The 24,401-nt window shown below is 52.7% G+C and carries 23 protein-coding genes and 2 tRNA genes; 20 read left to right on the top strand and 5 right to left on the bottom strand.

Annotated features, from left to right (window positions below; all coding sequences use genetic code 11):
* Positions 1-76: 76 nt before the first annotated feature.
* The 4 genes from folP (at position 77) to AC07UY_RS00485 (ending at position 2,915) form a co-directional block, all read left to right on the top strand.
* A complete protein-coding gene (folP, locus tag AC07UY_RS00470; RefSeq protein WP_203359847.1) occupies positions 77-925 on the top strand; it encodes a dihydropteroate synthase in 849 nt (282 codons plus the stop codon).
* A complete protein-coding gene (gene glmM / locus AC07UY_RS00475; protein ID WP_494660891.1) occupies positions 918-2,255 on the top strand; it encodes a phosphoglucosamine mutase in 1,338 nt (445 codons plus the stop codon). The genes folP and glmM overlap by 8 nt, the downstream gene beginning before the upstream one ends.
* A gap of 227 nt (positions 2,256-2,482) precedes the next feature.
* Complete coding sequence (gene secG, locus AC07UY_RS00480; RefSeq protein WP_162379368.1) at positions 2,483-2,815, top strand: preprotein translocase subunit SecG; 333 nt, start codon at positions 2,483-2,485, stop codon at positions 2,813-2,815.
* Positions 2,816-2,828: 13 nt separating this feature from the next.
* Positions 2,829-2,915 (top strand) — tRNA-Leu (locus tag AC07UY_RS00485).
* Between the two features lie 224 nt (positions 2,916-3,139).
* Here the strand turns inward: AC07UY_RS00485 and argG are convergent.
* Positions 3,140-4,483 carry an argininosuccinate synthase gene (gene argG, locus AC07UY_RS00490; protein ID WP_494660893.1) on the bottom strand — a complete coding sequence of 448 codons (1,344 nt, stop codon included), beginning with the start codon at positions 4,481-4,483 and terminating at the stop codon, positions 3,140-3,142.
* A 347-nt stretch (positions 4,484-4,830) separates the two neighbouring features.
* Here argG and AC07UY_RS00495 point away from each other — a divergent pair.
* The 12 genes from AC07UY_RS00495 (at position 4,831) to mtr (ending at position 18,608) form a co-directional block, all read left to right on the top strand.
* Positions 4,831-4,907, top strand: a tRNA-Met gene (locus tag AC07UY_RS00495).
* A gap of 207 nt (positions 4,908-5,114) precedes the next feature.
* Positions 5,115-5,567, top strand: coding sequence for a ribosome maturation factor RimP (rimP, locus tag AC07UY_RS00500; RefSeq protein WP_203359850.1), 453 nt, complete (start codon positions 5,115-5,117; stop codon positions 5,565-5,567).
* A 28-nt stretch (positions 5,568-5,595) separates the two neighbouring features.
* A complete protein-coding gene (gene nusA, locus AC07UY_RS00505) occupies positions 5,596-7,083 on the top strand; it encodes a transcription termination factor NusA (protein WP_490469546.1) in 1,488 nt (495 codons plus the stop codon).
* 24 nt (positions 7,084-7,107) lie between these two features.
* A complete protein-coding gene (gene infB / locus AC07UY_RS00510; protein ID WP_494660894.1) occupies positions 7,108-9,798 on the top strand; it encodes a translation initiation factor IF-2 in 2,691 nt (896 codons plus the stop codon).
* Between the two features lie 167 nt (positions 9,799-9,965).
* A complete protein-coding gene (gene rbfA / locus AC07UY_RS00515) occupies positions 9,966-10,367 on the top strand; it encodes a 30S ribosome-binding factor RbfA (protein WP_203359852.1) in 402 nt (133 codons plus the stop codon).
* Positions 10,367-11,311, top strand: a complete 945-nt coding sequence (truB, locus tag AC07UY_RS00520) for a tRNA pseudouridine(55) synthase TruB (RefSeq protein WP_494660895.1) — start codon at positions 10,367-10,369, stop codon at positions 11,309-11,311. Before rbfA ends, truB begins: the two co-directional genes overlap by 1 nt.
* 151 nt (positions 11,312-11,462) lie before the next feature.
* Complete coding sequence (gene rpsO / locus AC07UY_RS00525; protein WP_003861789.1) at positions 11,463-11,732, top strand: 30S ribosomal protein S15; 270 nt, start codon at positions 11,463-11,465, stop codon at positions 11,730-11,732.
* Positions 11,733-11,975: 243 nt separating this feature from the next.
* Positions 11,976-14,111 carry a polyribonucleotide nucleotidyltransferase gene (gene pnp, locus AC07UY_RS00530; RefSeq protein ID WP_494700568.1) on the top strand — a complete coding sequence of 712 codons (2,136 nt, stop codon included), beginning with the start codon at positions 11,976-11,978 and terminating at the stop codon, positions 14,109-14,111.
* 109 nt (positions 14,112-14,220) lie between these two features.
* Positions 14,221-15,105, top strand: a complete 885-nt coding sequence (nlpI, locus tag AC07UY_RS00535) for a lipoprotein NlpI (RefSeq protein WP_003024982.1) — start codon at positions 14,221-14,223, stop codon at positions 15,103-15,105.
* Between the two features lie 106 nt (positions 15,106-15,211).
* Positions 15,212-15,292: a protein YrbN gene (yrbN, locus tag AC07UY_RS00540; protein ID WP_010723222.1), complete on the top strand. Its 81-nt coding sequence runs from the start codon at positions 15,212-15,214 to the stop codon at positions 15,290-15,292.
* On the top strand, positions 15,285-17,210 hold the full coding sequence (deaD, locus tag AC07UY_RS00545; RefSeq protein WP_203359855.1) for an ATP-dependent RNA helicase DeaD: 1,926 nt from the start codon (positions 15,285-15,287) through the stop codon (positions 17,208-17,210). Before yrbN ends, deaD begins: the two co-directional genes overlap by 8 nt.
* 153 nt (positions 17,211-17,363) lie before the next feature.
* The gene (gene mtr / locus AC07UY_RS00550) at positions 17,364-18,608 is read left to right on the top strand and encodes a tryptophan permease (protein ID WP_494660897.1); all 1,245 of its coding nucleotides are present in this window, start codon (positions 17,364-17,366) and stop codon (positions 18,606-18,608) included.
* Between the two features lie 84 nt (positions 18,609-18,692).
* On the opposite strand, the gene AC07UY_RS00555 is transcribed toward mtr, so the two are convergent.
* The 3 genes from AC07UY_RS00555 to ubiU all read right to left on the bottom strand — a co-directional run bounded on the left by AC07UY_RS00555 (position 18,693) and on the right by ubiU (position 21,661).
* Positions 18,693-19,700 carry a luciferase-like monooxygenase gene (locus AC07UY_RS00555; RefSeq protein ID WP_494700569.1) on the bottom strand — a complete coding sequence of 336 codons (1,008 nt, stop codon included), beginning with the start codon at positions 19,698-19,700 and terminating at the stop codon, positions 18,693-18,695.
* A 78-nt stretch (positions 19,701-19,778) separates the two neighbouring features.
* The gene (locus AC07UY_RS00560; RefSeq protein WP_494700570.1) at positions 19,779-20,657 is read right to left on the bottom strand and encodes a U32 family peptidase; all 879 of its coding nucleotides are present in this window, start codon (positions 20,655-20,657) and stop codon (positions 19,779-19,781) included.
* Between the two features lie 8 nt (positions 20,658-20,665).
* Positions 20,666-21,661: a ubiquinone anaerobic biosynthesis protein UbiU gene (gene ubiU / locus AC07UY_RS00565; RefSeq protein ID WP_203359859.1), complete on the bottom strand. Its 996-nt coding sequence runs from the start codon at positions 21,659-21,661 to the stop codon at positions 20,666-20,668.
* Between the two features lie 220 nt (positions 21,662-21,881).
* Between ubiU and ubiT the strand changes: the two genes are divergently transcribed.
* Both ubiT and AC07UY_RS00575 read left to right on the top strand, forming a co-directional pair.
* Entirely contained in the window at positions 21,882-22,406 is a 525-nt protein-coding gene (ubiT, locus tag AC07UY_RS00570; RefSeq protein ID WP_203359860.1) for a ubiquinone anaerobic biosynthesis accessory factor UbiT, read from the top strand.
* Positions 22,400-22,903, top strand: coding sequence for a GNAT family N-acetyltransferase (locus AC07UY_RS00575; RefSeq protein WP_203359861.1), 504 nt, complete (start codon positions 22,400-22,402; stop codon positions 22,901-22,903). The genes ubiT and AC07UY_RS00575 overlap by 7 nt, the downstream gene beginning before the upstream one ends.
* Here the strand turns inward: AC07UY_RS00575 and AC07UY_RS00580 are convergent.
* Complete coding sequence (locus AC07UY_RS00580; RefSeq protein ID WP_494660900.1) at positions 22,890-23,192, bottom strand: GIY-YIG nuclease family protein; 303 nt, start codon at positions 23,190-23,192, stop codon at positions 22,890-22,892. The two genes, AC07UY_RS00575 and AC07UY_RS00580, sit on opposite strands and share 14 nt — an antisense overlap.
* A gap of 50 nt (positions 23,193-23,242) precedes the next feature.
* Between AC07UY_RS00580 and AC07UY_RS00585 the strand changes: the two genes are divergently transcribed.
* Both AC07UY_RS00585 and AC07UY_RS00590 read left to right on the top strand, forming a co-directional pair.
* The gene (locus AC07UY_RS00585; RefSeq protein WP_494700571.1) at positions 23,243-23,683 is read left to right on the top strand and encodes a YhbP family protein; all 441 of its coding nucleotides are present in this window, start codon (positions 23,243-23,245) and stop codon (positions 23,681-23,683) included.
* A 37-nt stretch (positions 23,684-23,720) separates the two neighbouring features.
* Positions 23,721-24,368 (top strand): NAD(P)H-binding protein, encoded by a 648-nt coding sequence (locus AC07UY_RS00590; protein ID WP_494700572.1) that lies wholly within the window; start codon positions 23,721-23,723, stop codon positions 24,366-24,368.
* The last annotated feature ends 33 nt before the right edge of the window (positions 24,369-24,401 follow it).

The following is a 24,401-nucleotide window of genomic DNA, read 5'->3' on the forward strand; positions in this document are numbered from 1 at the left end:
TTTTTATCGAAAACCCTGGGGCTTGCTCCGGGGTTTTTCTTATCTGCTTAACCCATTTCATACCAGGGATAACACCATGAAACTCTTTGCCCAGGGGACTTCGCTGGATCTCAGCCATCCTCACGTCATGGGGATTTTGAATGTCACGCCAGACTCTTTCTCAGATGGTGGAACGCACAACACGCTGATTGAGGCGGTGAAACATGCGAATCTGATGATTAATGCCGGAGCAACTATTATTGATATTGGCGGCGAATCAACGCGACCCGGCGCGGCCGATGTCAGTGTGGAAGAGGAACTGGAACGTGTGATCCCGGTCGTTGAAGCGATTGCTCAACGGTTTGAAGTCTGGATTTCAGTCGACACCTCTAAACCGGAAGTGATCCGTGAGTCTGCCCGCGTGGGGGCGCACATCATTAACGATATCCGTTCGCTGAGCGAACCTGGCGCGCTGGAAGCTGCGGCAGAAACTGGGCTACCGGTATCGCTAATGCATATGCAGGGCAACCCTAAAACGATGCAGGATGCGCCGAAGTACGATGACGTTTTTGCGGAGGTTAATCGCTACTTTGTCGAGCAGATCGCACGTTGCGAGCAGGCGGGCATCGCAAAAGATAAATTGTTGCTCGACCCGGGGTTCGGTTTCGGTAAAAATCTCTCTCATAATTATGCTTTACTGGCTCGCCTGTCAGAGTTTCATCATTTTGGACTACCGCTGTTTGTGGGGATGTCGCGAAAATCGATGATTGGTCAGCTGCTAAATGTGGGGCCGTCAGAGCGCCTTAGCGGCAGCCTGGCGTGTGCGGTAATTGCAGCCATGCAGGGCGCGCACATAGTTCGCGTCCACGATGTAAAAGAAACTGTTGAAGCGATGCGCGTGGTTGAGGCCACCCTGTCTGCGAAGGGAAATAAACGTTATGAGTAATCGCAAGTATTTTGGTACCGATGGGATCCGTGGTCGCGTAGGCGATGCGCCGATTACCCCTGATTTTGTACTTAAGCTGGGTTGGGCCGCAGGGAAGGTACTGGCGCGCCATGGCTCCCGTAAAATTATTATCGGTAAAGATACGCGTATTTCTGGCTACATGCTGGAGTCTGCGTTAGAGGCGGGCCTTGCGGCGGCAGGTTTATCCGCGTCCTTTACCGGGCCAATGCCTACCCCTGCGGTGGCTTATCTGACGCGCACTTTCCGTGCAGAAGCCGGGATTGTTATTTCTGCTTCACACAACCCATTCTACGACAACGGGATTAAATTCTTCTCCATCGACGGAACCAAGCTGCCAGATGCGGTTGAGGAAGCCATCGAAGCGGAGATGGAAAAAGAGATCACCTGTGTGGACTCTGCAGAGCTGGGAAAAGCCAGCCGTATCGTGGATGCTGCCGGGCGTTACATCGAATTCTGCAAAGGGACCTTCCCGAACGAATTGAGCCTCAATGAGCTCAAAATCGTGGTGGATTGCGCTAATGGCGCGACGTATCACATTGCTCCTAATGTATTACGTGAGCTGGGCGCGAATGTCATTACGATTGGTTGCGAGCCAAATGGCGTCAATATCAACGAAGAAGTGGGTGCCACTGACGTGCGGGCGCTGCAGGCGCGTGTGCTCGCGGAAAAAGCGGATATTGGTATTGCGCTGGATGGCGACGGCGATCGTGTAATCATGGTTGACCACGAAGGTAATAAAGTCGACGGCGATCAAATCATGTATATCATCGCCCGTGAAGGTTTGCGTCAGGGTCAGTTGCGCGGTGGCGCGGTGGGCACGCTGATGAGCAATATGGGTCTGGAGCTGGCGTTAAAACAGCTTGGCATTCCGTTTGCCCGTGCCAAAGTGGGTGACCGCTATGTGCTGGAGAAAATGCAGGAAAAAGGCTGGCGTATCGGTGCGGAAAACTCCGGTCATGTGATCCTGCTGGACAAAACAACCACCGGTGACGGTATTGTGGCCGGTCTGCAGGTTCTCGCCGCAATGGTACGTAATCATATGAGTCTGCACGATTTATGCAGCGGTATGAAAATGTTCCCGCAAATTCTGGTGAATGTACGCTACACCGCAGGTAGTGGCGATCCGCTGGAAAACGAAACGGTTAAGGCTGTCATGGCTGAAGTTGAAACCGCACTGGGCAACCGTGGCCGCGTGCTGCTGCGTAAGTCAGGTACTGAGCCGTTAATTCGTGTCATGGTTGAAGGCGAAGATGAAGCCCAGGTGACCGAATTCGCTCACCGTATCGCTGATGCGGTAAAAGCGGCCTAATACGGGTATTAAGTGACTAAAAAGGCGGCAGTTGCTGCCCTTTTAGTTGCAGAAAACGACAGTTTTGCTGTTTTTTTCCGCAGTTGATACAATGCGCTTAAATTGCCCTTGCGAAGGTCATTCGCTTTGGTTAGTATTCACACCCGCTTCAGTGGGAAACAGTAAATGGTCCCGCTTTATTGGTTGAAGCATTGGTACGCGGCAACTCCGCAAGGAACAGGTTGATTATGTACGAAGCTCTTTTAGGTATTTTCCTTGTCGTAGCAATTGTATTGGTTGGTTTGATCATGCTGCAGCAGGGTAAAGGCGCTGATATGGGTGCTTCCTTTGGAGCAGGCGCTTCCGGTACGCTGTTTGGTTCAAGTGGTTCTGGTAACTTCATGACCCGAATGACAGCGCTGTTTGGAACCTTGTTCTTCGTTATCAGTCTGGTGCTGGGTAACATCAACAGCAACAAAACCAATAAAGGAAGTGAGTGGGAAAATCTGAGTGCTCCAGCGAAAACTGAGCAAACTCAGCCAGCTGCTCCGGCTAAGCCGACCAGCGATATCCCACACTAATAGTAGTATCCGTGCTGAGGTGGTGGAATTGGTAGACACGCTACCTTGAGGTGGTAGTGCCCTAACGGGCTTGTGGGTTCGAGTCCCATCCTCAGTACCAATATTCCGAAAAAAAGACGCTGAAAAGCGTCTTTTTTTTCGTCTGTAGCGTAGGGCATAGGCCTAATCTGTTGACTTGTAGGTCGGATAAGGCGCTTGTGCCGCCATCCGACATTTAGCAGAGAGTGCAATGACTGATGGCGCTATGTTTATCAGGCCTGTCTCCCCAGCTTCACACCATAAAAAAGCCGCTTTCGCGGCTTTAATCTTCTCTCGAGAAAGCGATTACTTCGCTTTATTTTCCAGGTTCTCAACCTGCGGCAGACCCGTCGTAGAAGAGGCGGAAAGTAAGCCGGACTGCGCATACCCGAACAGCTTCTCGCGGGTATCCGTGATGTCCAGATTACGCATGGTCAACTGACCAATACGATCGTCAGGAGAGAACACGGAGTCGCCTTTTTCCATCGTCAGACGTTCTGGCTTATAGGTCAGGTTGTCGGAGACGGTATTCAGGATCGTGTAGTCGTTACCGCGACGCAGTTCCAGAGTCACTTCGCCGGTAATCTGGCTTGCCACCCAACGTTGCAGACCGTCACGCAGCATCAGTGCCTGGGAGTCGAACCAGCGACCCTGATACAGCAGGCGACCTAACTGGCGGCCATGTGCATGATACTGTTCAATGGTGTCTTCGTTGTGAATACCGGTCAGCAGACGCTCGTAAGCGATGTGCAGCAGCGCCATTCCTGGAGCTTCATAGATGCCGCGGCTTTTTGCTTCGATAATACGGTTTTCAATTTGATCGCTCATACCCAGACCATGACGACCACCGATACGGTTGGCTTCCAGCATCATCTCAACGTCGTCGCTGAAGGTTTTGCCGTTCAGGGCAACCGGATGGCCCTGTTCAAAACGTACGGTCACTTCTTCTGCCGGGATCTTCACGTTTTCATCCCAGAACTTCACACCCATAATCGGGTTAACGATCTTGACGCTGGAGTTAAGGAATTCCAGGTCTTTCGCTTCGTGAGTTGCGCCCAGCATGTTGGAGTCGGTGGAGTAGGCTTTCTCAACGGACATTTTGTAGTCGAAACCGCAGGCAATCATAAACTCAGACATCTCGTGGCGACCGCCCAGTTCATCAATGAAATCGGTATCCAGCCACGGTTTGTAGATCTGCAGTTCGGCATTGGTCAGCAAACCATAACGATAGAAACGCTCAATGTCGTTGCCTTTATAGGTGCTGCCGTCGCCCCAAATGTTGACGCCATCTTCTTTCATGGCGGCAACCAGCATGGTGCCGGTCACGGCGCGACCTAATGGCGTCGTGTTGAAATAGGTGAGCCCGCCGGTGGTGTTATGGAATGCACCGCACTGGATGGCAGCAATCCCTTCCGCAACTAATTGTTTACGGCAATCAACCAGGCGAGCGTTCTCTGCGCCATACTCCATTGCACGGCGAGGAATGGCGTCGTAGTCATCCTCATCCGGTTGACCCAAATTTGCAGTATATGCATATGGGACAGCCCCTTTTTGTCGCATCCACAGCAGCGCAGCACTGGTGTCCAGACCACCGGAAAAAGCGATACCAATACGTTGACCTGCCGGGAGATGCTTGAGAATCGTCGTCATAAAATAAAATCCTGCTTGATTGACTGATGAAGAGATCGGTTTTCTGTTCTCAGTGAATTTTTATGCAAAATAAATGAGTTTTCATTTAATCATCTTTTACGGGTGACAGGAAGAGCTTCGTGATAATTTCGTTAATAAATGCCTCAGATTGTATCTCTGCGTTGATCTGGCTTCGACACTACGGGGAGAACACGGCTATTCATTAATGTGCATATTATTAACCTGGTTGACATAATGCGCTCTGGATCACTATAATGTGCGCAGATTTTACGTCCCGTCCTCGGTACCAAATCCCAGCAGTATTTGCATTTTTTACCCAAAGCGAGTAAAATTTGCCACGTTTCAGGCGCGGGGTGGAGCAGCCTGGTAGCTCGTCGGGCTCATAACCCGAAGGTCGTCGGTTCAAATCCGGCCCCCGCAACCACTTTCCCTTAGAGTTCTTTTTCAAATATACTGTGAAGACTATGGCCTTCGTAGCTGGATTTGAAAAAAATTCTTTCGGAAGGTTCTCCAGACCGCAGTTGCGGTTATAGGGTTCAGTTATCTAAAGCCCCGATTTATCGGGGTTTTTTGTTATCTGACTACAGAATAACTGGGCTTTAGGCCCTTTTTTTATGTCTTGGGGGTGGGCTTGTCCACATTAGAGCAAAAATTAACAGAGATGATTACAGCGCCAGTTGAAGCCTTAGGTTACGAGCTGGTCGGCATCGAATTTATTCGCGGTCGCACATCCACACTGCGCATCTATATTGATAGTGAAGATGGCATCAATGTTGATGATTGTGCTGATGTGAGCCACCAGGTCAGTGCGGTAATGGACGTCGAAGATCCGATTACCGTGGCCTACAACCTGGAAGTTTCTTCTCCGGGCCTCGACCGTCCAATGTTCACTGCCGAACACTACGTACGTTTCCTGGGTGAAGAAGTTGCACTGGTGCTTCGTATGGCGGTACAAAACCGTCGTAAATGGCAGGGCGTTATCAAAGCGGTGGACGGTGAAATGATCACTGTCACAGTCGAAGGTAAAGATGAAGTGTTCGCGCTGAGTAATATCCAGAAGGCGAACCTGGTTCCCCACTTTTAACAGTCTGGATTGAGGTGAAAAGCCCGCGATGAACAAAGAAATTTTGGCCGTTGTTGAAGCCGTCTCCAACGAAAAAGCGCTGCCACGCGAGAAAATTTTTGAAGCGCTGGAAAGTGCGCTGGCTACAGCTACAAAGAAAAAATATGAGCAAGAGATTGACGTTCGCGTAGAGATCGATCGTAAAAGCGGTGATTTCGATACCTTCCGCCGTTGGGTTATTGTGGAAGAAGTCACTCAGCCGACGAAAGAAATTACGCTGGAAGCGGCACGTTATGAAGACGAAAGTCTGAACGTGGGCGGTTACGTTGAAGATCAAATTGAATCTGTCACTTTTGACCGTATCACTACCCAGACGGCAAAACAGGTTATCGTGCAGAAAGTACGTGAAGCCGAACGTGCGATGGTTGTTGATCAGTTCCGTGAACACGAAGGCGAGATCGTCACTGGTGTTGTGAAGAAAGTAAATCGTGACAACATTTCTCTGGATCTGGGCAGCAATGCTGAAGCCGTGATCCAGCGTGAAGACATGCTGCCGCGTGAAAACTTCCGTCCGGGTGACCGTATTCGTGGTGTTTTGTACTCCGTGCGCCCAGAAGCGCGCGGTGCGCAACTGTTTGTGACGCGTTCCAAACCGGAAATGCTGATTGAACTGTTCCGCATTGAAGTGCCAGAAATTGGCGAAGAAGTGATTGAAATTAAAGCGGCTGCTCGCGATCCAGGTTCTCGTGCGAAAATCGCCGTGAAAACCAACGATAAGCGTATCGATCCGGTCGGTGCTTGTGTGGGTATGCGCGGTGCGCGTGTTCAGGCGGTTTCTACCGAACTGGGCGGTGAGCGTATCGATATCGTCCTGTGGGATGATAATCCGGCACAGTTTGTGATCAACGCAATGGCGCCAGCAGACGTCGCTTCTATCGTGGTGGATGAAGATAAACACACTATGGATATCGCGGTTGAAGCCGGTAATTTGGCACAGGCGATTGGACGTAACGGTCAGAACGTCCGCCTGGCTTCACAACTGAGCGGTTGGGAGCTCAACGTGATGACCGTTGATGACCTGCAGGCTAAGCATCAGGCTGAAGCGCATGCAGCCATTGATACCTTCACCAAATATCTCGATATCGATGAAGATTTCGCGACTGTTCTGGTGGAAGAAGGTTTTGCTACGCTGGAAGAATTGGCTTATGTGCCAATGAAAGAACTGCTGGCAATTGACGGCCTCGATGAGCAGACCGTTGAAACGCTGCGCGAGCGTGCTAAAAACGCACTGACCACTCTGGCACTGGCCCAGGAAGAAAGCCTCGGTGATAACAAACCGGCTGACGATCTGCTGAATCTGGAAGGATTAGATCGCGAAATGGCGTTCAAACTGGCTGCCCGTGGTGTTTGTACGCTGGAAGATCTCGCTGAACAGGGCATTGATGATCTGGCTGATATCGAAGGGTTGACCGACGAAAAAGCCGGTGAGCTGATTATGGCTGCCCGTAATATTTGCTGGTTCGGCGACGAAGCGTAATAAACTGTAGCAGGAAGGAACAGTATGACAGATGTAACCGTAAAAACGCTGGCTGCAGAGATACAGACCTCCGTGGATCGCCTGGTACAGCAATTTGCTGATGCAGGTATCCCGAAGTCTGCTGATGACTCTGTGTCCGCACAAGAGAAACAGACCTTACTGGCGCATCTGAACCGTGAAAACGGTTCTACCCCAGATAAGTTGACATTGCAGCGCAAAACGCGCAGTACTCTCAATATTCCAGGTACCGGTGGAAAAAGCAAATCGGTACAAATCGAAGTCCGCAAGACACGCACCTTTGTAAAACGCGATCCGCAAGAGGCTGAACGCCTTGCCGCGGAAGAGCAGGCGCAGCGTGAAGCGGAAGAGCAAGCCCGTCGTGAAGCTGAAGAAACAGCCAAACGCGAGGCGCAACAAAAAGCTGAACGTGAGGCCGCAGAACAAGCTAAACGTGAAGCCGCTGAAAAAGCGAAACGTGAAGCTGCGGAAAAAGACAAAGTGAGCAATCAACAGACCGACGATATGACCAAAACCGCCCAGGCAGAAAAAGCCCGCCGTGAAAATGAAGCCGCTGAACTGAAGCGCAAAGCGGAAGAAGAAGCACGCCGTAAGCTTGAAGAAGAAGCTCGCCGAGTGGCTGAAGAAGCTCGCCGTATGGCTGAAGAAAATGCCGGTGTTTGGGCTGAACAAGAGAAAGTGGAAGAAGATAAGAGCGATTATCACGTCACCACTTCTCAGCACGCACGTCAGGCTGAAGACGAAAACGATCGTGAAGTCGAAGGCGGTCGCGGCCGTACTCGCACCACGAAAGCGGCACGTCCGGCTAAAAAAGGCAACAAACACGCTGAATCGAAAGCTGACCGTGAAGAAGCGCGTGCAGCGGTTCGTGGCGGTAAAGGCGGCAAGCAGCGTAAAGGTTCTTCTCTGCAGCAGGGCTTCCAGAAGCCAGCTCAGGCGGTTAACCGTGACGTTGTGATTGGCGAAACCATCACCGTTGGCGACTTAGCTAACAAGATGGCGGTTAAAGGCTCTCAGGTTATCAAAGCGATGATGAAACTGGGCGCAATGGCCACCATTAACCAGGTCATCGATCAGGAAACCGCACAGCTGGTTGCCGAAGAGATGGGCCACAAAGTTATCCTGCGTCGTGAAAACGAGCTGGAAGAAGCGGTAATGAGCGACCGTGACACTGGCGCAGCGGCTGAACCGCGTGCACCAGTTGTGACCATCATGGGTCACGTTGACCACGGTAAAACCTCTCTGCTGGACTACATTCGTTCAACGAAAGTGGCTTCTGGCGAAGCGGGCGGCATTACCCAGCACATCGGTGCGTACCACGTTGAAACCGACAACGGTATGATCACCTTCCTGGATACCCCGGGCCACGCCGCGTTCACCTCCATGCGTGCTCGTGGTGCGCAGGCAACGGATATCGTTGTTCTGGTTGTTGCAGCAGATGACGGCGTGATGCCGCAGACTATCGAAGCTATCCAGCATGCGAAAGCAGCGCAGGTACCGATGGTTGTTGCAGTGAACAAAATCGATAAGCCAGAAGCCGATATGGATCGTGTTAAGAACGAACTGTCTCAGTACGGTGTTATGCCGGAAGAGTGGGGCGGCGAATCCCAGTTCATCCCAGTTTCTGCGAAAGCGGGTACCGGTATTGATGACCTGCTGAACGCTATCCTGCTGCAGGCTGAAGTTCTGGAGCTGAAAGCGATTCGTAAAGGTATGGCGAGCGGTGCGGTAATTGAATCCTTCCTGGACAAAGGTCGTGGCCCAGTGGCTACCGTCCTGGTGCGTGAAGGTACCCTGAACAAGGGTGATATCGTGCTGTGTGGCTTCGAATATGGCCGTGTTCGTGCAATGCGTAACGAACTGGGTCAGGAAGTGCTGGAAGCGGGTCCGTCTATTCCGGTCGAAATCCTGGGTCTGTCCGGTGTTCCGGCTGCGGGTGACGAAGTTACCGTGGTTCGTGACGAGAAGAAAGCCCGTGAAGTTGCACTGTACCGTCAGGGCAAATTCCGTGAAGTTAAACTGGCTCGTCAGCAGAAATCCAAACTCGAGAACATGTTCGCTAACATGACCGAAGGCGAAGTTCACGAAGTGAACGTCGTTCTGAAAGCTGACGTTCAGGGTTCTGTGGAAGCGATCTCCGACTCCTTGCTGAAACTGTCTACTGACGAAGTTAAAGTGAAGATCATCGGTTCTGGCGTAGGTGGTATCACCGAAACCGACGCAACCCTGGCTGCGGCATCCAACGCGATTCTGGTCGGCTTCAACGTTCGTGCTGATGCCTCTGCACGTAAAGTGATTGAATCCGAAAGCCTGGATCTGCGCTACTACTCCGTCATCTATAACCTGATCGACGAAGTGAAAGCGGCGATGAGCGGCATGCTGTCTCCGGAACTGAAACAGCAGATCATCGGTCTGGCTGAAGTTCGTGATGTGTTTAAATCACCGAAATTTGGTGCGATCGCGGGCTGTATGGTTACCGAAGGTACGATTAAACGTCACAACCCAATCCGCGTACTGCGTGACAACGTGGTTATCTATGAAGGTGAGCTGGAATCCCTGCGCCGCTTCAAAGATGACGTTAACGAAGTCCGTAACGGCATGGAATGTGGTATCGGTGTTAAGAACTACAACGACGTTCGCGTTGGCGATATGATCGAAGTGTTCGAGATCATCGAGATCCAACGTACGATTGCTTAAGGTTTTCTGGGTTGTAGGCCGGATAGGGCATTTACGCCACATCCGGTAATGTGATGCCTGATGGCGCTACGCTTATCAGGCCTACGGTGAACAGCCCGAACCACCTGGAACTCATTTTAAAAAGGGGCTTTTGGCCCCTTTTTTGTCTTTTTTCTGGAGAATTTGTTATGGCGAAAGAATTTGGTCGCCCACAGCGCGTCGCTCAGGAGATGCAAAAAGAGATTGCTATCATCCTGCAGCGCGAAATTAAAGATCCTCGTCTGGGCATGATGACCACGGTTTCCGGTGTTGAAATGTCGCGTGATCTGGCCTATGCCAAAGTGTTTGTCACCTTCCTGAACGACAAAGATGAAGCCGCAGTAAACGCGGGCATCAAAGCGTTGCAGGAAGCTTCTGGCTTTATCCGCAGCCTGTTGGGGAAAGCGATGCGTTTACGTATCGTGCCGGAACTGACTTTCTTCTACGATAACTCGTTGGTAGAAGGGATGCGTATGTCAAACCTGGTGACTAACGTGGTGAAGCATGACGAAGAACGTCGTGTGAACCCGGACGACAGCAAGGAGGACTAATGAGTCGTCCTCGTCGTCGTGGTCGCGACATTCACGGTGTTCTGTTGCTGGACAAACCGCAGGGCATGTCCAGCAATGACGTGCTGCAAAAAGTAAAACGTCTTTACAACGCCAATCGCGCCGGTCATACCGGAGCATTGGATCCGCTGGCGACGGGTATGCTGCCGATTTGTCTCGGTGAAGCGACGAAGTTTTCCCAGTATCTGCTTGATTCGGATAAGCGTTATCGCGTTATTGCCCGGCTGGGACAGCGGACCGACACCTCGGATGCAGACGGTCAAATCGTACAGGAACGTCCCGTGACGTTTACCCCGGAACAACTGGCGACTGCGCTGGAAACGTTCAGAGGTGATATCGAGCAGATACCGTCGATGTATTCGGCGCTGAAATACCAGGGTAAAAAGCTGTACGAATATGCGCGCCAGGGTATTGAGGTTCCGCGGGAAGCCAGACCGATTACCGTCTATGAACTGCTCTTTATTCGTCACGAAGGTAACGAACTGGAACTGGAAGTTCACTGTTCTAAAGGCACCTATATTCGGACCATTATTGATGATCTGGGTGAGAAGCTGGGATGCGGCGCGCACGTGACTTTCCTGCGCCGTCTGGCTGTCAGTAAATACCCGGTTGATCGGATGGTCACCCTGGAGCATTTACGCGATCTCATCGAGCAGGCCGAGCAGCAGGGGATCCCAGCAGCCCAGTTGCTTGATCCGCTACTGATGCCCATGGACAGTCCGGCTTCGGACTACCCCATCGTTAATCTTCCTTTAACCTCGTCGGTTTACTTTAAAAATGGTAATCCGGTTCGTACGACAGGCGCGCCGCTGGAAGGGTTGGTTCGCGTGACGGAAGGCGATGACGGTAAGTTTATTGGAATGGGCGAAATGGATGATGAAGGCCGTGTAGCGCCTCGTCGTCTGGTCGTGGAGTATCCGGCGTAACTCTGCTCAGTCTTGCGATAACAAGGCGCTGCGAGTAGAATACTGCCGCTTAACACCGCGTAAATTTTTTAACAGTTCATGCGGTGTTTACCTGGGGTTGCTGAATTAGAGATTGGCACCCTTTCATTTTTTATTATTTTTGGAGTTCATCATGTCTCTAAGCGTTGAAGCTAAAGCTAAAATCGTTTCTGAGTTTGGTCGTGGTACTAACGACAGCGGTTCTACCGAAGTTCAGGTTGCTCTGCTGACTGCACAGATTAACCACCTGCAGGGTCACTTTGCAGAGCACAAAAAAGATCACCACAGCCGTCGTGGTCTGCTGCGTATGGTTTCTCAGCGTCGTAAACTGCTCGACTACCTGAAACGTAAAGATGTTGCACGCTACACCGCGCTGATCGAGCGTCTGGGTCTGCGTCGCTAATTCTTGCGAGTTTCAGAAAGAGGGGGCCTTCATGGCCCCTTTTTTCAAGCTGATGGCAGCAATTCACTGGAAACTAATGTATTGTTGCTAAGTATGATCTTCTGTTGCAGAGGTTCGCGCGGCTAATGAGAGGCTTGACCCGAAGACGGGTTAGGATTGTCATTAGTCGCGAGGATGCGCTGAAGATCGGGTATTAACGATGGCGCCGGTGGTGCTATCAAAAATTAGAGAAAGGATAGAATTTTGCTTAATCCGATCGTTCGTAAATTCCAGTACGGCCAACATACCGTAACGCTGGAAACCGGCATGATGGCGCGTCAGGCAACTGCCGCTGTGATGGTTAGCATGGATGACACTGCGGTATTCGTTACCGTTGTAGGTCAGAAGAAAGCGAAGCCAGGCCAGGACTTTTTCCCGCTGACCGTTAACTATCAGGAGCGTACCTACGCTGCTGGTCGTATCCCGGGCAGCTTCTTCCGTCGTGAAGGCCGTCCAAGCGAAGGCGAAACCCTGATTGCGCGTCTGATTGACCGCCCGGTTCGCCCGCTGTTCCCGGAAGGCTTCGTTAACGAAGTTCAGGTTATCGCGACCGTTGTGTCCGTAAACCCGCAGGTTAACCCGGATATCGTGGCAATGATCGGTGCTTCCGCAGCGCTGTCTCTGTCTGGTATCCCGTTCAACGGCCCAATCGGCTCTGCACGTGTTGGTTACATCAATGACCAGTATGTACTGAACCCGACTCAGGACGAGCTGAAAGAGAGCAAGCTGGATCTGGTGGTTGCCGGTACTGAAGCTGCTGTATTGATGGTTGAATCTGAAGCTGAATTGCTGAGCGAAGACGTCATGCTGGGTGCCGTTGTCTTCGGTCACGAGCAGCAGCAGACTGTTATTCAGGCTATCAACGATCTGGTTAAAGAAGCGGGTAAACCGCGTTGGGACTGGCAGCCGGAAGCGGTAAACGACGCACTGAATGCGCGCGTTGCAGCCCTGGCCGAATCCCGCCTGAGCGATGCTTACCGCATCACTGACAAGCAGGAACGTTATGCTCAGGTTGATGTGATCAAATCTGAAGTGATCGCGACGCTGGTTGCAGAAGACGAAACCCTGGACGCTAACGAACTGGGTGAAATCCTGCACGCAATCGAGAAAAACGTTGTTCGTAGCCGCGTACTGGCTGGCGAACCGCGTATCGACGGTCGTGAAAAAGACATGATCCGTGGCCTGGATGTGCGCACTGGCGTTCTGCCGCGTACCCACGGTTCCGCACTGTTCACCCGTGGTGAAACTCAGGCGCTGGTTACTGCTACGCTGGGTACAACGCGTGATGCTCAGAACCTCGATGAACTGATGGGCGAGCGTACTGACACTTTCCTGTTCCACTACAACTTCCCTCCGTACTGCGTAGGTGAAACGGGTATGGTCGGTTCTCCGAAACGTCGTGAAATCGGTCACGGTCGTCTGGCGAAGCGTGGCGTGTTGGCGGTTATGCCGGATATCGAGAAGTTCCCGTACACCGTTCGCGTAGTATCTGAAATCACTGAATCCAATGGCTCTTCTTCTATGGCCTCCGTGTGTGGTGCTTCTCTGGCGCTGATGGACGCAGGTGTGCCGATCAAAGCAGCTGTTGCGGGTATCGCAATGGGTCTGGTGAAAGAAGGCGATAACTTTGTTGTTCTGTCTGACATTCTGGGTGACGAAGATCACCTGGGCGACATGGACTTCAAAGTAGCGGGTTCCCGCGATGGTATCTCTGCACTGCAGATGGATATCAAAATCGAAGGTATCACCAAAGAGATCATGCAGGTTGCTCTGAACCAGGCTAAAGGTGCGCGTCTGCACATCCTGGGTGTGATGGAACAGGCGATCAACGCGCCGCGCGGCGATATTTCTCAGTTCGCTCCGCGTATCCATACCATTAAGATCAGCCCGGATAAGATCAAAGACGTTATCGGTAAAGGCGGTTCTGTTATCCGTGCCCTGACCGAAGAAACTGGCACCACTATCGAAATCGAAGATGACGGTACTGTTAAGATTGCGGCGACCGACGGTGAGAAAGCAAAATATGCTATCCGTCGCATCGAAGAAATTACGGCAGAAATTGAAGTGGGTCGCATCTACACTGGTAAAGTAACCCGTATCGTTGACTTTGGCGCATTCGTTGCCATCGGTGGCGGTAAAGAAGGTCTGGTTCACATTTCTCAGATCGCTGACAAGCGTGTAGAGAAAGTGACTGATTACCTGCAGATGGGTCAGGAAGTACCGGTGAAAGTTCTGGAAGTTGATCGCCAGGGCCGTGTACGTCTGAGCATTAAAGAAGCAACTGAGCAGTCTCAGCCAGCTGCTGCGCCGGAAGCACCGGCAGCAGAACAGGGCGAGTAAGGTTGCCATTTGCCCTCCGCCATTGCGGAGGGCCTCTGACCCGGCAGGACGCCTTGTTAGCAACCGGGGAACAGGACGTTCATTCAATCGTTGTCTTCGGGAGTGGGAAATGAAGCCTTTTTTGCGCTGGTGTTTCGTTGCGACAGCACTCACGCTGGCAGGATGCAGCAACTCTGCCTGGCGTAAGAGTGAAGTCCTCGCAGTGCCATTGCAACCGACTTTGCAGCAGGAAGTGATTCTGGCACGCATGGAACAAATTCTTGCCAGTCGGGCTTTAACCGATGACGAACGCGCACAGCTTTTATATGAGCGCGGAGTGTTGTATGATAGTCTCGGTCTGAGGGCATTAGCGCGAAATGATTTTTCACAAGCGCTGGCAATCCGACCAGATATGCCTGAAGTATTCAATTACTTAGGCATTTATTTAACGCAGGCAGGCAATTTTGATGCTGCCTATGAAGCGTTTGATTCTGTACTTGAGCTTGATCCAACTTACAACTACGCGCACTTAAATCGTGGTATCGCATTGTATTACGGCGGCCGCGACAAGTTAGCGCAAGATGATCTGCTGGCGTTTTATCAAGACGATCCCAATGATCCTTTCCGCAGTCTGTGGCTTTATCTCGCTGAGCAGAAGCTCGATGAGAAGCAGGCTAAAGAAGCGTTAAAGCAACGTTTCGAGAAATCGGATAAAGAGCAATGGGGATGGAACATTGTCGAGTTCTACCTGGGCAACATTAGCGAAGCAACGTTGATGGAAAGGCTCAAGGCAGACGCAACGGATAACACCTCGCTCGCTGAGCATCTCAGTGAAACCAACTTCTATTTAGGTAAGTACTACCTAAGTCTGGGGGATTTGGACAACGCTACGGCATTGTTCAAACTGGCGGTGGCTAACAACGTTCATAACTTTGTTGAGCACCGATACGCATTGTTGGAATTATCGCTCCTGGGCCAGGACCAAGATGACCTGGCAGAATCGGACCAGCAATAGCTGACGTACACATCAGCCCGTAATCTTTTTTGATTGCCATCACCTTCGCGGGTGAGGGCGTTGTTGTTCGTTAATACACCTACTTTGAGCCGGTTCACACTTTTCAATGAAAATTGCAGATCAATTTCATGATGAGTTATGTAGACTGGCCGCCATTAATTTTGAGGCACACGTACTACATGGCTGAATTCGAAACCACTTTTGCAGATCTGGGCCTGAAGGCTCCTATCCTTGAAGCCCTTACCGATCTGGGTTACGAAAAACCATCTCCAATCCAGGCAGAGTGCATTCCGCATCTGCTGGGCGGCCGCGATGTTCTGGGTATGGCCCAGACGGGTAGCGGCAAAACTGCAGCGTTCTCTTTACCGCTGCTCAACAATCTTGATCCTGAGCTGAAAGCACCTCAAATCCTGGTGCTGGCACCGACCCGCGAACTGGCGGTTCAGGTTGCTGAAGCCATGACGGATTTCTCTAAACACATGCGCGGCGTGAACGTGGTTGCCCTGTACGGCGGCCAGCGTTATGACGTGCAATTACGTGCCCTGCGTCAGGGGCCGCAGATCGTTGTCGGTACGCCGGGTCGTCTGCTGGATCACCTGAAGCGCGGTACGCTGGATCTCTCTAAACTGAGTGGTCTGGTGCTGGACGAAGCCGATGAAATGCTGCGTATGGGCTTCATCGAAGACGTTGAAACCATTATGGCGCAGATCCCGGAAGGTCATCAGACCGCTCTGTTCTCTGCCACCATGCCGGAAGCGATTCGTCGTATTACCCGCCGCTTTATGAAAGAGCCGCAGGAAGTGCGTATCCAGTCCAGCGTTACCACTCGCCCGGACATCAGCCAGAGCTACTGGACTGTCTGGGGTATGCGTAAAAATGAAGCGCTGGTGCGTTTCCTGGAAGCAGAAGATTTTGATGCGGCGATTATCTTCGTTCGTACCAAAAATGCGACCCTGGAAGTGGCTGAAGCGCTGGAGCGTAGCGGTTATAACAGCGCAGCGCTGAACGGCGACATGAACCAGGCGCTGCGTGAGCAGACTCTGGAGCGTCTGAAAGACGGTCGTCTGGATATCCTGATTGCAACTGACGTTGCGGCACGTGGTCTGGACGTTGAGCGTATCAGCCTCGTTGTGAACTACGACATCCCGATGGACTCCGAGTCTTACGTTCACCGTATCGGTCGTACCGGTCGTGCGGGTCGTGCTGGTCGTGCTCTGCTGTTCGTTGAGAACCGTGAGCGTCGTCTGCTGCGTAACATCGAACGCACCATGAAACTGACCATTCCGGAAGTGGAACTGCCTAACGCAGACCTGCTGGGCAAACGCCGTCTGGAGAAATTCGCCGCTAAAGTTCAGCAGCAGCTGGAAAGCAGCGATCTGGATCAATACCGCGCGCTGCTGGCTAAAATCCAGCCGACGGTAGAAGGTGAAGAGCTGGATCTTGAAACCCTGGCTGCGGCACTGCTGAAAATGGCACAGGGCGAACGTACTTTGATCGTTCCGGCAGACGCGCCAATGCGTCCTAAGCGTGAGTTCCGTGACCGTGATGAACGTGCTCCGCGTGGCGATCGTAACGATCGTGGTCCGCGTGGCGACCGTCCAGAACGTGGTGGTGAAGACCGTCCGCGTCGTGAACGTCGTGACGTTGGCGACATGCAACTGTACCGCATTGAAGTAGGCCGTGATGACGGTGTTGAAGTACGTCATATCGTTGGCGCGATCGCTAACGAAGGTGACATCAGCAGCCGTTACATCGGTAACATCAAGCTGTTTGCTTCCCACTCAACCATCGAACTGCCGAAAGGTATGCCGGGCGACGTGCTGCAGCACTTTACCCGTACCCGCATCCTGAACAAGCCGATGAACATGCAACTGGTTGGCGATGCAGTTCCGCATACCGGTGGCGAGCGTCGTGGTGGCGGCGGTGGTCGTTTCAGCGGCGAGCGTCGTGAAGGCGGTCGTAGCGAAGGCGGTCGTGGTTTCAGCGGTGAGCGCCGTGAAGGTGGCCGTGGTGACGGTCGTCGTTTCAGCGGTGAGCGTCGTGAAGGCCGTGCGCCGCGTCGCGATGATTCCACTGGTCGTCGTCGTTTCGGTGGTGACGCGTAATTTACGCTGATCAACGCACCCGTACTGTAAAGTAAAATATACAGCCCCGATATTTATCATCGGGGCTTTTTTTATTTCCTTTGTACTCATGTACTGGTACAGTGCAACACAATAAAATGCAGTTGCAATATTATTCACTGGAGAGATGGCTGAATGGCAACACTAACCACCACCCAAACGTCCCCTTCGCTGCTTGGCGGCGTCGTGATTATTGGCGGTACCATTATTGGCGCAGGGATGTTTTCCCTGCCGGTGGTGATGGCGGGTAGCTGGTTCTTTTGGTCAATGGCGGCGCTGATCTTTACCTGGTTTTGTATGCTGCACTCGGGGCTGATGATCCTGGAAGCTAACCTCAACTACCGGATTGGTTCGAGCTTTGACACCATCACCAAAGACCTGCTGGGTAAAAGCTGGAACGTGGTCAACGGCATTTCCATCGCCTTTGTGCTGTACATCCTGACCTATGCCTACATCTCTGCGAGTGGTTCGATTCTGCACCACACCTTTGCCGAAATGTCATTGAACGTTCCGGCGCGGGCGGCAGGTTTGGCGTTTGCGCTGTTGGTGGCGTTTGTGGTGTGGATGAGTACCAAAGCTGTCAGCCGGATGACGGCGATCGTGCTGGGCGCGAAGGTCATTACATTCTTCCTGACCTTCGGGAGTCTGTTGGGGCACGTGACGCCAACAACCCTGTTTAACGTGACTGAAAGCCACGCATCGTATACGCCTTATCTGTTGATGACCCTGCCGTTCTGTCTGGCCTCGTTTGGTTATCACGGTAATGTACCGAGCCTGATGAAGTATTACGGCAAAGATCCGCGTACTATCGTTAAGTGCCTGGTCTACGGAACGCTACTGGCGCTGGTGTTGTACGCCGTTTGGTTGCTGGGGACGATGGGCAATATTCCACGCCCGGAATTTATCGGCATCGCACAGAAGGGCGGCAATATTGATGTGTTGGTGCAGGCGCTTAGCGGCGTACTGAATAGCCGTAGCCTGGATCTGCTGCTGGTGGTGTTCTCTAACTTTGCGGTCGCGAGCTCTTTCCTCGGCGTCACTCTGGGACTGTTTGACTATCTGGCGGATCTATTTGGTTTTGATGATTCTGCATCGGGCCGCTTTAAAACGGCATTGCTGACCTTTGTTCCGCCAATTATTGGTGGCCTGCTGTGGCCGAACGGTTTCCTGTACGCTATCGGCTATGCAGGACTGGCGGCGACCATCTGGGCGGCAATTGTACCGGCACTGCTGGCACGTGCGTCACGTAAGCGCTTTGGCAGCCCGAAGTTCCGCGTCTGGGGTGGCAAGCCGATGATTGCGCTGATTCTGGTATTTGGTGTCGGTAACGCGCTGGTGCATATTCTGTCGAGCTTTAATCTGTTGCCAGTGTATCAGTAAAACCGTTTGCCGGATGGCGGCTACGCCTTATCCGGCCTACAGATCTCGTAGGCCCGGTAAGGCGTAGCCGCCACCGGGCAAAAGTTACCCCAACAGTTCCTCTTTCACATCCATCGCCAGCCCAAACGAGTGCAGCCGTGCCTGGTGATCGAAGATCTGCCCGTTGACCATGATCTCATCCGCCTGGGTTTCACGCAGGATGGATTCCAGACTGTGACGCACTTTCGCTTTATCCCCCACCAACGACATGCTCAGCGCCTGCTGCACACCATACTGCTCAGACGCAGACCATAACTGATGCATATTCTCTACCGGCGGCGGCAGTTGCCCTGTCTCGCCACGGCGTAATTTTACGAACGCCTGCTGCATCGAGGTAAACAAGAATTCGGCATCCCGGTTGCTGTCGGCGGCGATAATGTTGATGCACACCATGGCATAGGGCTTCTTAAGGCGTTCAGACGGCTTAAACTGGGTGCGGTAGAGATGCAGCGCCTGGAACAGCATATCTGGCGCGAAATGAGAGGCAAACGCAAACGGCAGACCGAGTTGTGCGGCCAACTGAGCACCATACAGGCTGGAGCCGAGCAGCCACACCGGGATTTTTTCGCCGTAACCGGGGACCGGGCGTACTTGCGGATTAGGATCGCGGGCGTCGAACCAGTCGACCAGTTCGGTCACGTCGCGCGGGAAGTTATCGATATCGCTGCTCATATGACGACGCAGCGCGCGCATTGTCGGCTGATCGCTGCCCGGCGCGCGACCTAATCCTAAGTCGATACGCCCCGGATAAAGCGTGTTCAGCGTACCGAACTGCTCGGCAATCACCAGCGGGGAATGGTTTGGCAACATGACGCCGCCGGATCCCAGGTGCAGGGTGGCCGTATTCGCCGCCAGATAGCCAATCAGCACCGACGTTGCCGCACTGGCAATACCGGTCATGTTGTGATGTTCTGCCAGCCAGTAGCGATGATAGCCACGCTTTTCTGCCAGCCGGGCGAGATCCAGTGAGTGCGAGAAAGCTTCTTTGGCGCAGGAGCCTTCGGGGATCGGTGCCAGGTCCAGCACCGAAAAGGGAATAGTGTTGTCTGTCATAACGGCTCACTTTGTCGACGGTGAATCATTTAATACTGCATTAAAATTTGATTATCGTTGTTAACAAAGTGAGCTTTTTTACGCCTGTAACTCCAGACCGGCGAGACGCTTCCAGTAACCGTTGCAGTCGCTGTTAGCCGTCAGAGGCAGCGGCGATAAACCATTTTCGTTGGCACGGAAGGCGTCGAGCATGGAGAGCGTCTCTGCGCCCAGCGGCGACAAGCGTACGATATCGACCAACCCTTGCATGGAGTTCAGTTCATTGCCAAGGTTGTAGACGTACCCACTCATCGTCTGAATCCCGTTCAACACGAACACCTGCTGATTCTCCTGAGACAGCACATTGCGACCATTCGGATAGTGGATACAGCAGGTTTCACACTCATCCTTCGGGCGGTCTTCCGAACGGGCGGTAAAGCAGCGGGCTGAATAGGCCAGTGGCAGATGACCGTAGCTCAACACTTCCACTTCAAACTGCTGACGAATGCCCAGTTCATCACACTGGTTAAGCAGATTCACCAGCCAGTCGCGTGAAAGCTCTACTGGCATACACCAACGCACCATTCCCTGTTTGAGCAGCAAGCGCAGCGTCACGGCGTTGTAGCAGTTGAGCGCATGCCCGGCGACAAACGGCAGTTTGCGCTCAGCGCACATGTTCACGACACCGAGATCGCTGGCTTCCAGCAGGAAGTCGCCATTTTCAACATAACGTTTCAGTTCGCCCAGTTCAGACGATGCCTGAACCAGCGCCAGCGTTGAAAGCACAATCTGCTTGCCGCTTCCGGCGAGCGATTTCGCCATATCCAGCCAGTCACCGACTTTGGTTGCGCGGCGCTTACTACAGACCGCCTCACCGAGATAAATCACGTCGGCATTGCTGGTGACGGCTTGCTGGTAAAACGCTTCCAGTGTCTCTTTCGGCCAGTAGTACAGCACCGGCCCTAATGAATATTTCATTGCTTTTCTCACTGCCATTTACGGTGATATGCGCCAAGCGTTGTTTGCGTGCCTTCGGACATCGAACCGAGTGTTTCCATCCAGGCGCGTTGCGGGACAAAGTTTTGTGGGTCAGCTTTACAGCGATCGATCGCCTGACGCCACACTTTCGCCACCTGGCTAACGTAGGCTGGGCTACGCTGGCGGCCTTCGATTTTCACGGAGGCGATATTGGCGGCCAGCAGTTCCGGCAACAACTCTAACGTGTTGAGACTGGTCGGTTCTTCCAGCGCATGATAGCGCTCGCCATCCACCAGATAGCGGCCTTTGCACAGTGTTGGGTAACCGGCATTCTCACCGTCCTGATAGCGGTCAATCAGCACTTCATTCAGGCGGGATTCCAGGCCCTGCGGTGTTTGCTGCCAGCGTACAAATCGGGCAGGGGAACACGCGCCTACCGTATTGGGCGACTCTCCTGTCAAATAAGAAGAGAGATAGCAACGACCTTCCGCCATGATGCACAGGCTGCCGAAAGCAAACACTTCCAGTGGTACGGGCGTTGAGCGCGCAAGCTGTTTGACCTGATGAATCGACAGTACGCGTGGGAGTACAACACGTGCGACGTCGAAATTGCGATGATAAAAGTTCACCGCTTCCTCATTGGTCGCAGATGCCTGAACAGAGACATGGCGCTCAATATGGGGGTAACGTTCTGCGGCATACTCAAGCATGGCAAGGTCGGCCAGAATCAGCGCATCCGCACCGAGTTGTGCCGCCATATCCACAGCGCGCTGCCAGCGGGCGTAACCGTCCGGGTGTGCAAACGTGTTAATCGCGATGTGCAGCTTACGGCGATGTTGATGGACAAAACTCACCGCTTCCTGCAATTTTTTCTCGGTAAAGTTAAGGCCGGCGAAGTGGCGGGCGTTGGTGTCATCTTTCAGCCCGATATAAACGGCATCAGCGCCGTTCTCAATGGCCGCCTTAAGCGCCGGGAGATTTCCGGCAGGGCAGAGCAGCTCCATAATTTATCCTGAAGGTTGCGCCGCCTGGGACGCATAATTGTTAACGAACAGGGATTTTAGTTAACCTTGCTGCGACAATTTTTGATTTAAGGCAGTTAAAGTCGTATTGGTAACACCAATAACGGGGTAGCAATTTCACACGTAATTGTTGATTTACGCCGCTACGTTGTTTATCTGATATGGCAAAATAGCAGGATTAATGAAACAGGGAGTAAAGCTCGTGTTGGAAAAACTGCGTTCACGCTTAGTACATGTTGGTCCTTCTCTGATGAGTGTACCGGTTAAACTGACGCCCTTTGCGTTAAAGCGCCAGGTTCTGGAACAGGTCCTGAGCTGGCAATTCCGCCAGGCGCTGGCAGATGGGGAGCTGGAGTTCCTCGAAGGCCGTTGGTTAAGTATTCATGTTCGTGATATTGATCTCAGATGGTATACCTCTGTTGAGAATGGCAAACTTATCGTTAGCCAGAATGCCGAGGCCGACGTGAGTTTTAGTGCCGACGCCAGTGATTTGTTGATGATCGCGGCACGTAAACAGGATCCGGATACGCTTTTCTTTCAGCGCCGCCTGGTGATCGAAGGTGATACCGAGTTAGGGCTGTATGTGAAAAACCTGATGGATGCAATCGAACTGGAGCAGATGCCAAAAGCGTTACGCGTTATGCTGATGCAACTGGCAGATTTTGTTGAGGCGGGCATGAAACACTCGCCGGAAACCAAACAGACATCGGTAGGTGAACCATGCTGATTCGAGTAGAAATTCCCATTGATGCCCCTGGTATTGATGCCCTGTTACGCCGCTCGTTCGAAAGCGATGCGGAAGCGAAACTGGTCCATGACCTGCGTGAAGATGGTTTTCTGACGCTGGGCCTGGTTGCCACTGACGATGAAGGTCAAGTGATTGGTTACGTTGCATTCAGTCCTGTCGATGTGCAGGGCGAGGATCTGCAATGGGTAGGGATGGCGCCGTTGGCGGTGGATGAAAACTACCGTGGACAAGGGCTGGCCCGTCAACTGGTCTACGAAGGACTGGATTCGCTTAATGAGTTCGGCTATGCCGCCGTCGTTACATTAGGCGATGCGGCATTATACAGCCGCTTCGGCTTCGAACTGGCCGCGCATTACGATCTGCATTGCCGCTGGCCGGGAACAGAAAGCGCCTTCCAGGTGCACCGACTGGCAGAAGACGCGCTAAACGGCGTCACCGGTCTGGTGGAATACCACGACCATTTCAATCGTTTTTAAGCGATGGGGTTTGCAGGCTGGCTAACAACGCCTCAAACCCTTCCCCTTTCGCCACCAGACGCTCTTTCTGGGGCTTTGTCAGCTGCTTGACCCGATATTCCATGCGCAGAGCGAGAGAGCGATCGCCGACCTGTTTCGCAAAAACTAGCGTTAATTCCCCTTTCCCCCGTAACGCTTTCGCCCCTTTTCCACTTTGATGCTGTCGGTAACGGCGATCCACATCGGTGGTGATCCCGGTGTAGAGAGCGTTGTCTGCGGTGCGGATGAGATAAAGATACCAGGGTGTCATTGAATGATCATATGTTAATGTTCAGGCGCTCAGTATAAGAGAGAACAGAGATGGAAACACTGACTGCTATATCGCGCTGGTTGGCGAAACAACACGTTGTGACCTGGTGTGTACACCATGAAGGCGAACTGTGGTGCGCCAATGCCTTTTACCTGTTTGATGCTCAGAAGATGGCATTTTATGTGCTGACGGAAGAGAAAACCCGCCACGCCCGGATGTCCGGACCACAAGCACCCGTCGCCGGGACGGTGAATGGTCAGCCTAAAACCGTCGCCCTGATCCGTGGCGTACAATTTAAAGGGGAAATCCGGCGTCTTGACGGTGAGGAAAGTGACTCCGCGCGCAGGCTCTACAACCGCCGCTTCCCCGTTGCCAGAGTACTGCCTGCACCGGTTTGGGAAATTCGCCTGGATGAAATCAAGTTCACCGACAACACAATGGGTTTTGGCAAAAAAATGCACTGGTTACGTGAGCAAGCCGGTGTTCTATAGTTAGAAGGCGTATTGATGCCAGAAACCAGGAGATGCGATGAGCCAGGTGTTAATCACGGGAGCGACAGGGCTGGTGGGCGGCCATCTACTGCGAATGTTGCTGAACGAACCGAAGATCCATTCAATCGCCGCGCCTACACGTCGTCCTCTCCCGGATACGCCAGGTATCTATAACCCGCACGACCCACAACTCACCGATGCGCTGGCGCAGGTCACCGATCCGATTGATATCGTCTTTTGCTGTCTGGGAACGACCCGGCGCGAGGCGGGAAGTAAAGAAGCGTTTATCCATGCAGACTATACGCTGGTGGTGGACACCGCTCTGACGGGGAAACGTCTGGGGGCGCAACATATGTTGGTGGTGAGCGCGATAGGGGCCAATGCCCATTCGCCTTTTTTCTACAATCGGGTAAAGGGCGAGATGGAAGAGGCGCTGATGGCGCAAAACTGGCCAAGATTAACCATTGTGCGTCCGTCCATGCTGCTCGGCGAGAGATCGAAGCAACGCATGAATGAAACGATCTTTGCACCGTTGTTTCGGCTGCTGCCAGGGAACTGGAAATCGATTGAAGCGCGTGATGTGGCAAGCGTGATGCTGGCACAAGCCCTGTCACCGGACCATGAAGGGGTGACTATTCTGAGCTCTTCACAGCTTCGTGAAAGAGCGGCGTGGAAGGTGTCGTGAACATGCCCGGTGAAGCGTCACCGGGCAATGGAT

This window comes from Citrobacter sp. GW821-FHT02E08 (assembly GCF_059421685.1).